The organism is Dactylosporangium sp. NPDC005572, assembly GCF_040605515.1.
Lineage (GTDB): Bacteria > Actinomycetota > Actinomycetes > Mycobacteriales > Micromonosporaceae > Dactylosporangium.
Map to the genome: position 1 here is coordinate 22,828 of NZ_JBEXCY010000152.1, position 6,272 is coordinate 29,099.

The 6,272-nt window shown below is 73.8% G+C and carries 6 protein-coding genes; 3 read left to right on the forward strand and 3 right to left on the reverse strand.

Going from position 1 to position 6,272, the window contains the following annotated elements; all coding sequences use genetic code 11:
- Window positions 1-8: 8 nt before the first annotated feature.
- The 3 genes from tnpB to ABZS66_RS44280 form a co-directional block, all read right to left on the reverse strand.
- Entirely contained in the window at window positions 9-1,388 is a 1,380-nt protein-coding gene (gene tnpB, locus ABZS66_RS44270; protein WP_354768764.1) for an IS607 family element RNA-guided endonuclease TnpB, read from the reverse strand.
- Window positions 1,385-1,978 carry an IS607 family transposase gene (locus ABZS66_RS44275; protein WP_354768765.1) on the reverse strand — a complete coding sequence of 198 codons (594 nt, stop codon included), beginning with the start codon at window positions 1,976-1,978 and terminating at the stop codon, window positions 1,385-1,387. The genes tnpB and ABZS66_RS44275 overlap by 4 nt, the downstream gene beginning before the upstream one ends.
- A 278-nt stretch (window positions 1,979-2,256) precedes the next feature.
- Window positions 2,257-3,180: an EamA family transporter gene (locus tag ABZS66_RS44280; RefSeq protein ID WP_354768767.1), complete on the reverse strand. Its 924-nt coding sequence runs from the start codon at window positions 3,178-3,180 to the stop codon at window positions 2,257-2,259.
- Window positions 3,181-3,266: 86 nt separating this feature from the next.
- Between ABZS66_RS44280 and ABZS66_RS44285 the strand changes: the two genes are divergently transcribed.
- From ABZS66_RS44285 to ABZS66_RS44295, 3 genes are all read left to right on the forward strand, one after another.
- Window positions 3,267-3,704, forward strand: coding sequence for an Lrp/AsnC family transcriptional regulator (locus tag ABZS66_RS44285; protein WP_354768774.1), 438 nt, complete (start codon window positions 3,267-3,269; stop codon window positions 3,702-3,704).
- Between the two features lie 42 nt (window positions 3,705-3,746).
- Window positions 3,747-5,075: an SWIM zinc finger family protein gene (locus tag ABZS66_RS44290; RefSeq protein ID WP_354768768.1), complete on the forward strand. Its 1,329-nt coding sequence runs from the start codon at window positions 3,747-3,749 to the stop codon at window positions 5,073-5,075.
- Window positions 5,072-6,272, forward strand: a 1,201-nt coding sequence (locus tag ABZS66_RS44295) for a DUF6493 family protein (RefSeq protein ID WP_354768770.1), incomplete at its 3' end; no start/stop codon positions are given. The genes ABZS66_RS44290 and ABZS66_RS44295, both read left to right, overlap by 4 nt.

The window sequence follows — 6,272 nt, forward strand, 5'->3', positions numbered from 1 at the left end:
GTTACCTTTCAGCGTGCTTGAGTGAGCACACGGTCGGTAGTCCTGCCTTGCGGCGGGGCGGTCCCGGTCTGACCCGTGGGTGCGGTGCCGGGTTCACGTTTCTCGGCCGCCTGCCCGCGTGTGCGGGTCTTCTGGTCGGCTCCACGTGCTGCCACCGGGCCACTCCCGGCGGTACCGTACTGCGCCGCGAGCGCGGCGAGGTTGCGGGAGGCGTTGTGGTCCCGGTCGATGACCAGGCCGCATGCCTCGCACTGGTATTCGCGCTCGGACAGGGCGAGTTTGGTTTTCACCGCGCCGCAGCCCGAGCAGGTTTTGCTGGAGGGATACCAGCGGTCGGCCACGAGCAGCCGACCACCGTTCCATCTGGTCTTGTACGCGAGATGGCGGCGGATCTCGGCGAACCCGGCGTCGGCGATGTGCCGGGCCAGGCGCCGGTTGGCGATCATGCCGGTGACGTTGAGGTCTTCGACGACCACCGTGCCATACGCCTGGGCCAGCTGGGTGGTGAGCTTGTGCAGGCCGTCGCGGCGCAGGTTGCTCACGCGGGCGTGGGCGCGGCCGAGCCGGGCCGCCGCGCGTTCCCAGCGTCTCGACGGCCGTCGTGCGGTGCGCCGGTCGGGGCCGGTCTTGCGTGCCAGGGCCCGGCCCAGTGCGCGGAGCCGGGTCTGCGCGCTGGTGAGGTGGCGCGGGTTGTCGACCAAAGCGCCGGTAGACAGCACCGCGAGGTGTTTGATGCCGACGTCCACACCGACCACAGCGTCGGGCCGGGCCGGGGCCTGTTCGGCGCGGTCGACCTCGACGGTGAACGCGACGTGCCAGCGCTGGCCGTCCCGCCGGACGGTCGCGGACATGATCCGGGCGGTGCCGGCCTCGACGCGGCGGGCGAGCTTGCGGGCCGACTCGTGCAGCTTCAACCGGCCCAGCCGGGGCAGCACCACATGCTTGCGGTCCGGCTCGACCCGGATCGCGCCGGTGGTGAACCGCACGCTCGGCGTGGTCCGGCGGCGGGCCTTGAACCGCGGGAACCCGACCGGCCGCCCGGCGCGCTTGCCGGACCGGGATTCGGCCCAGTTCTGCAACCCCCGTGCGAGGGCGTCCAGGCCGGTGTTGAACGCTTCCTTCGAGCACTCCGCCCACCACGGCGCCACCTGCGCCTTGGCGGCGTTCCACGCCCGGCGCAACGCCGGCAGCGACCACGACACAGCCGGGGTGAGCTCACCGTCCGGGACACCATACGTGCGTTCCGCGGCCCGCTGGTCCATCACCGCCTTGACCCATGCGAGGGCCCAGTTGTGCGCAACCCGGCCCGCCCCGGCGTGCGCGAGCACAGCCCGCTCCTGGCCCGGGGAGAGATCCAGGGCGAACCGGTACGCCTGGATCGACTTCACACCGGCTGGTCCTCGGCGATCGCGACATCGATGGCGCGCCGGGCGCGGTCCGCAGCGCCGCGGCGGCCGTACAGGCGGACGCACAACGACGTCAGCATCTCCGTCACGTCGCGCACGAGGTCGTCGTCGACCTCGGCCGGGTCCACCACCAGTAGCCGCCTGCCCTGTGCAGCCAACGCAGCTTCGACGTAGTCGGCGCCGAAACGAGCGAACCGGTCCCGATGCTCCACCACGATGGTGGACACGGCCGGATCGCGCAGCAGAGCCAGGAACTCCTTGCGATGCCCATCGAGAGCAGAACCGATCTCGGTGACAACCCGGTCGACCGCGATCTTCCGACCAGTGGCCCAGACAGCGACCCGGGCGATCTGCCGATCCAAGTCCGACTTCTGCTCGGCCGACGACACTCGGGCATACACGACAACCTGCCCAACATCCGAAGCCGCGCCGGTCACCGGTATCAGCGGTTCGCCGACCATGATGAGACGACCGAGCCGGTACACAGGAACGGGCAAGGTCCCAGATTCGTACCGCCGCCGTGCGGTCGCGTACGAGACGCCGGTGGCCGCTGCCCACTCCTTCAAATTCACACAACCACCATAGCTAACTAGTGAGCACTAATGAGCACTAATGACCTCAGCGGCCTTTGACCCTATCGTGCCACTTCGCGCGCTCCCGCCACAGCCTCCTTCGATGCCGCCTCCGCCCTCCTTGCCTGGGCTGTTTCCTCGCCTGTCTGCTGGGCCGTCTCCTCGGCTGCCTGCCGGACTGCCCGCTCGGCTGTCTGCTCGGCCGCCTCCCGGGCCGCCTACTGGACCGTCCCCTCGGCCGTCTGCTCGACCCTCTCCTCGGCCGCCTCCCGGGCCGTCTACTGGGCCGCCTGCTCGGCCGTCTCCTCGGCTGGCTGCTGGGCTGGCTTCTCGGCTGGCTGCTGGGCCGCCGCTTCGGCTGGCTGCTCGGCTTTCTCCGGTGGCGGGCGGTGGACGGCCAGGGCGGCCGCGACCAGGGCGATGCCCGCGACGTCCTGGGCGGTCGGCAGCTGGGCCAGCACCACGAGGCCGACGACCGTCGCCGAGGCGGGCAGGACGCTGAGCATCAGTGCGAACGTCGACCGGCGCACGCGGGCCATCGCGAGCTGGTCGGCGACATACGGGATCACGGAGGAGCACACGGCGACACCCAGACCGGCCAGCAGCCACGTGGGATGCACCAGGGCCGGCGCGGCGTCGAGAACCCCGACCGGGGCTGCCACCACCGAGGCCACCAGCATAGCCGCCCCCAACCGGTCCACACCGCCCCCAGCCGTCTCCGTGGCCAGTCGATGACCCAGCGTGACGTACACCATGAACAGCCCGCAGTTGAGGAACGCGAAGAGCAGGCCGAGCGGCTCGCCGCCGAGCCGGACCTCGGTCAGCAGTGCGACGCCGGCGATCGCCAGGACCAGCGCGACGGCGTTGCGCGGGCCGCGGACTCCCGCCGCGGCCAGGACGACGACGCCGAGGAACTCGATCGCGCCGACCGTGGCGAGGGGCAGGCGCTCGATGGCGAGGTAGAACACGGTGTTCATGGCGGCCAGCGCCGCACCGAACCCGAGCAGGACCGCGCCGCCCCGGCGCAGGACCCGCCACGGGCGGCGCCACACGGCGAACACCAGTGCCGCGAAGACGATCCGCAGCCACGCGACGCCGGCGGCGTCGACGTGCGCGAACAGCAGCACGGCGAAGGCGGGGCCGAGGTAGTGGAAGACGGCGCTGACAGCCAGCAGCGCCGGGGCCGGGATACGGGTGGTCACTGGTCGATCGTGGGCTGCCGGCGGTACAACATGAAGGGCAGAATGAAGGCGGAGGAGGCGTTGTGCCTGCAGATTCCAGGCATCCACTGCTCGACGCGACCAACTTGCGACTGCTCGCCGAGCTCAGCAGCAATCCGCGCTTGTCGATGTCTGAGCTCGGGCGGCGGGTGCGGATGTCGGCGCCGGCGGTGACGGAGCGCGTCCAGCGCCTGGAGCAGGCCGGGATCATCAGGGGGTACCGTCTGGAGCTCGATCCGGCGGCCTTCGGGCTTGCGGTGACGGCGCTGGTGCGGGTGCGGCCCGGGCCGGGCCAGCTGCCCGCGGTGGCACAGGCGGCGCGCGAGACGCCGCAGGTCGTGGAGTGCCTGCGGGTCACCGGCGAGGACTGCTTCGTACTGACCGTGCACGCCCCGTCGCTTGCCGGGCTGGAGGAGGTGCTCGACCGCTTCCTCCTGTTCGGCCAGACGACGACGTCGATCGTCGTCTCGACGCCGGTGCCGCAGCGTCCGCCGCCGCTGGAATGATCTTGCGAAAAATTGTCGGTGGTGGCCGCTATGGTCTGGGCTGTGAACGCGGTGCAGACGTATCGGTATCTCGCCCCCTCCGGGCTGACCGGCTCCGGAGTGGCGCTGCAGACGTGCGGCGGGCCGGCCGCCAACCCCCGGTTCTTCTCCGGCTTCCTCACGACGCCACCGGCCGCGGCGGCCGGGCTGCTGGCGGTCGCCGAGGTGGCGCGCACACGATATTTCCAGCCGGCCAGCCCGGCGAGCCTCGACCCGGTCGTCACCGGCAGCGAGGACCGCCTGCGGTTCGAGTCGTTCTCCGGCTGCTGCGGGGTGTATGCGCGGCTGGACGCGCTGCCCGCCGGGCTCGACGGCGACATCGTCGCGCACGGCACGACCAACGTCGACGTCAACCGGCCGCTGCGGGAGGCGCTCGCCCGGGTGGCCGGGATCGAGCCGCTGCACCTGTCGGTCGGGCCCGACGACCTCACCGTGTCCACAATGGACGGCTCGGTGGTGGAGCGGAAGGTGCCGCTGCCGGCGCGGTGGCTGCGCGGGTTCGCCGAGGTGCACGTGCTGGCGGCGGCGTTCGAGCCGCGGGCCGAGCTGCCGGCGGCGGAGGCGGCCGCGTTCCTGCGCCGGCTGCCGGGCGCGAGCGACCGGTCGGTGCTGTGGGCGGTGCCGGCCGGGCGGACGCTGCGGCTCACCTCCCGGCCTGCGCCGGGCGCCGTGTGCCTGGCCGGTGCCGGGCGGCTGGCGGCGCTGCGCGGGATGCTGCGGTTCGCGACGTCGCTGCGGGTCTACGGGCCGGCCGTGCGGGCCGGGTCCGCGCCGGTCGCCAGCACCTGGGAGCTCGACACGGGCGCGCTGCGGCTGTCGCTGACGCTGTCTCCCGAGCCCAATCGCGGGTTCTCCGGCGAGGGCGCGGCGCTCGCCGCGCTGGCCGGCGACGACGTGACCGACGACGCCGAGCTGGTGAGCGCGCTGCTGTCGTGGGACCCGACGATCGACGTCGACGCCCTCGCCACCGCGGCGGGCCTCGGCGTCGACCGGGTCCGCGGCGCGCTGGCCCAGCTCGGCACCGCCGGGCGGGTCGGGTTCGACGTCTCCGAGGCGGCGTATTTCCACCGCGTCATGCCCTACGAAGCGGGCCGGGCCGAGCGCGACAACCCGCGGCTCGCCGGCGCCCGAGCGCTGGTCGACGCCGGCGCGGTCGAGCTCGACGGCGACACGGCGGCGACGGTGCGCAGCGGCGACCAGGTCTATCGGGTGCGCCGCAGGCCCGACGGCGGGTTCACCTGCACCTGCCCGTGGTGGGCGAAGCATCGCGGCGACCGCGGTCCCTGCAAGCACGCCCTCGCGGTGTCGATGACGGTGCGGGTGCCGGCATGACCGCCGGGCTGTTCGACTTCGACCTGGTGACCGACGGGCGGGTCGACGCGACCGCGGCGGCGTTCCAGGGGTTCGACGACGCCCAGCGGGCGGTGCTGTTCGAGGAGCTCTCGGCGTACGTGAAGCGCCGCCGTGAGAACTGGTGGTGGGGCAATGACGCGGCCGCCCTCGCCGTCGCGACCGTGGGCTGCGCGCCGAGCGCCGCGGCGGCCGCGAAGCTGCTGGCCCGCTCGTCCGTGGCCGTGCTCGGTGAGGCGCTCCTGCCGGTGCGCGCCGTCGCCGCGGCGCGGGGCGTGGCCTGGCTGCCCGACCTGGCCCACCGGATTGCGGCCTCGTTCACGCGGGACGACTTCCCCCGCTGGCCGTTCGTCGCCGGGCTCCTCGCCGGCGCGGCCCCGCCCACGAGTGCGAACTTCGTCCGCGGCTGGCTCGCCCACCTCACGTCCCCCAGCGAGTTGCGCGCCCGCCCGCGGCCGGTGCTCGACAAGCTGCGCACCGACCCGTTCCTCGACGCGCTGCTGCCGGTGGTGTTCGAGCTCGACGAGGTTCCGGCCGCCCTGCTGCTGTACGAGGCGCACCCCGACGGACGGCTCGGGTTCGTGCGGGCCCTGGCCGTCCTCGCCGCCGAGGAGCGGCTCGACCGGGCCGCGCTGCTGGACGGCTGCGTGGCCGGGCTGCTGCGCGGCGGCCGGCCGGGCGCCCAGCGCGGGCTGCTCGCGCTGCACGACGCCCTGACGCCCACGCCCGCGGAGATCACCGCCCGCGCGGGGGACTACCTGCGGCTGCTCGCCGACGGGCCGGCACAGGCGGCGGGCACGGCCCAGAAGGCACTGCGCGACACCGACGCGGCCGAGCCCGACGCGCTGCTCGACGCCTCGGCCGCGGTGCTGCTGCGGCCCGACAAGGGCCTGGTCCGGGCCCAGCTGACCTGGCTCGACCGGGCCGCGGCCCGCCACCCCGCCCGCGCCGCCGAGTTCGCCGCCGCCATCGCCGTCGCCTGCACCCACGACGCCATCGACATCCGCGAGCGGGCCGCCACGCTCGCCGCGAAGCACACCCGCTCACCCGCCGCCGGGGCCTCCGCAGCCGCCGGGGCCGCGCTTTTCGGGTCGGGTGACGACCTGCCGCCGCCCGCCGGGCCCGCCCCCGCGCCGGTGCCGATCACCGACCCGGACGAGCTGGCGGAGGAGCTGGCCG